This window comes from Kosmotoga arenicorallina S304, from assembly GCF_001636545.1.
Lineage (GTDB): Bacteria > Thermotogota > Thermotogae > Petrotogales > Kosmotogaceae > Kosmotoga_B > Kosmotoga_B arenicorallina.
On sequence record NZ_JFHK01000012.1, the window covers coordinates 1 to 1,959 of the forward strand.

The following is a 1,959-nucleotide window of genomic DNA, read 5'->3' on the forward strand; positions in this document are numbered from 1 at the left end:
TCAGGTATTCAAAACATCTCTTCTTCGGTAACTTCTTCCAGACATATTGAGAATCAAAGCGTTGTGCGTAATTCTGTCTAACAATGCCATGGTAAGGGCTTTGTCATGGAAAATCTTTATCCATTCTGAGAACACGAGATTCGTTGTAATTAACGTGCTCTTTGTTTCGTATCTCATTGCCAGATATTGAAAAAGCAATTCCGAACCTTCGATGTCAAAGGATATGTATCCTAATTCATCTATTATCACCAGGTCGAGCTTTTTGAATTGTTTTGCATATCTCACGAGTTGCTTTTCGTCTTTCGCTTCTTTCAGTTCGTTAATGAGCCCTGCTGCTGTTTTGAATAAGACGTTGTATCCTTTTTCACAGGCTTTCATTCCTATCGCCGTTGCCAGATGTGTTTTTCCCGTACCGGAGTTACCCAGCAGTATTAGGTTTCTATTCGCGTTCAAGAATGCCAGCGTTTCCAATTCCTTAAGGTGTTTCCGGGCGTCTTCCGGAAGAGCCGTTTCGTTGAGCTCTTCAAACCTTTTCGGTGTTGGGAATCCTGCTCGTTTTATTTTCTTCGCTATGTTTCTGCTTTCTCTGGATTGTACTTCCGATTCCAGTATCTCCAGAAGGAATTCAATATAACTCATGCCTTCTTGTTGAGCCTGTCGAACGATTCTTTCGTAACTGTTGAATATTCCCGGTGTTTTCAGCCTTTTGCACAATCTCATTAGTTTTTCATCCACGGTGAACACCTACCAATCTGTCGAACTCAGAAGGATCACCGTGGTCTATCTGTATCTTCAAAGGATAGTCAAAGGTTTCATATTGTATGGACTTTTGTTGTAATAGGTTCCTCATTATGTCTGCTGTTGGGATAATTCCGTTTTCAAAGAGCTCTTCCAGCTTTTCGCAGAAGGTTTTTTCGTCATAATCGTTCAATAATTCCAGTAATTGTACGAATTCCCTTGGCTTAGTGGTATAATATTTGCCGAACAGGACTTTTAGTGTGTCGTTTAATGCCTGGAAGGCTCTTGATCCTGCAAGGGCTCCAGGCTTTTTTCTTAGGGTGTTCAGGTAGTGAGCTATCTGTATGGCGTATTTACCTTTACCTCTTATGCGTTTGTGAGATGCAACGATTTTGCTTTCTTTCAATATTTCTATACGGTCTGGATATATCTTCAGCTGCACTCTCTTCCCGGGGCAATCCTCAGGAACAGAATAGTAATTACCGTCCAGCATTATTAACGAATATCTGGATATGATCCTTTCTTCAAGACGGTAGTTGTTGTAGCTGGCGGTAGGTAATGCATTTAGTTTTTCTTCATTGAGAGCTTTTACCGGAACTGACTCTCTTCCATATACAGGAGAAGCATTTAGTTCTGCCAGTTTTTCTTTCAAATATTCATTCGCTTCTTCCAGGGAATCGAATTCATTCCTTTCACTGAATACCCAATTTCTAACGAAACCAACACTTTCCTCATCTGTCCCCTTCTCCTGGGGAGAATAGGGATTGCACAGTTTTGGAGTGAACCCATAGAAGGTGGCGAATTTGACGAAGTTCTTGTTCAGGCTCTTTTTGTCTTTTACAACCTTCATGTTGTCGTAGAATATCTCCTGTGGTACACCACCAATCTCCTCGAAGAAATCCATATGTGCCTGCATTACCTCCTGGGCACTCTCTCTTTCAAAGACCCTGGAAAAACGATACAGCGAACGATTCAGTACCATGAATGCAGCAGGGTATTTCCCTTTTTCACCGCCAATGACGAGTTCCACCGCTCCCCAATCGAATTCAGCTCGTCTACCATCCGGCTTCTGAATGATGTAGACATCCCTTTGACCGTGTTCTTCCTTCCAGTTGCGAACAATCCTCTTCACCGAGGTATAACTTATCTTGTGCCCTTCCTTAACCACCATTTGCCAGATTTTCTTCGCGGTGAATTGCAAATTCTTGGGTTTGTCCTTGT

The 1,959-nt window shown here is 42.1% G+C and carries 2 protein-coding genes; both read right to left on the reverse strand.

All coding sequences use genetic code 11. The features are described 5' to 3' along the window. Positions 1 to 720 carry an IS21-like element ISKol1 family helper ATPase IstB gene (gene istB, locus AT15_RS06315; RefSeq protein WP_068347577.1) on the reverse strand — a complete coding sequence of 240 codons (720 nt, stop codon included), beginning with the start codon at positions 718 to 720 and terminating at the stop codon, positions 1 to 3. Between the two features lie 7 nt (positions 721 to 727). Further along, positions 728 to 1,959, reverse strand: a 1,232-nt coding sequence (istA, locus tag AT15_RS06320; protein ID WP_084251568.1) for an IS21 family transposase, incomplete at its 5' end; no start/stop codon positions are given.

Bases quoted from the DNA above. Each gene is read 5' to 3' on its own strand.
- istB (WP_068347577.1), bottom strand. From the start codon at position 720: ATGAGATTGTGCAAAAGGCTGAAAACACCGGGAATATTCAACAGTTAC.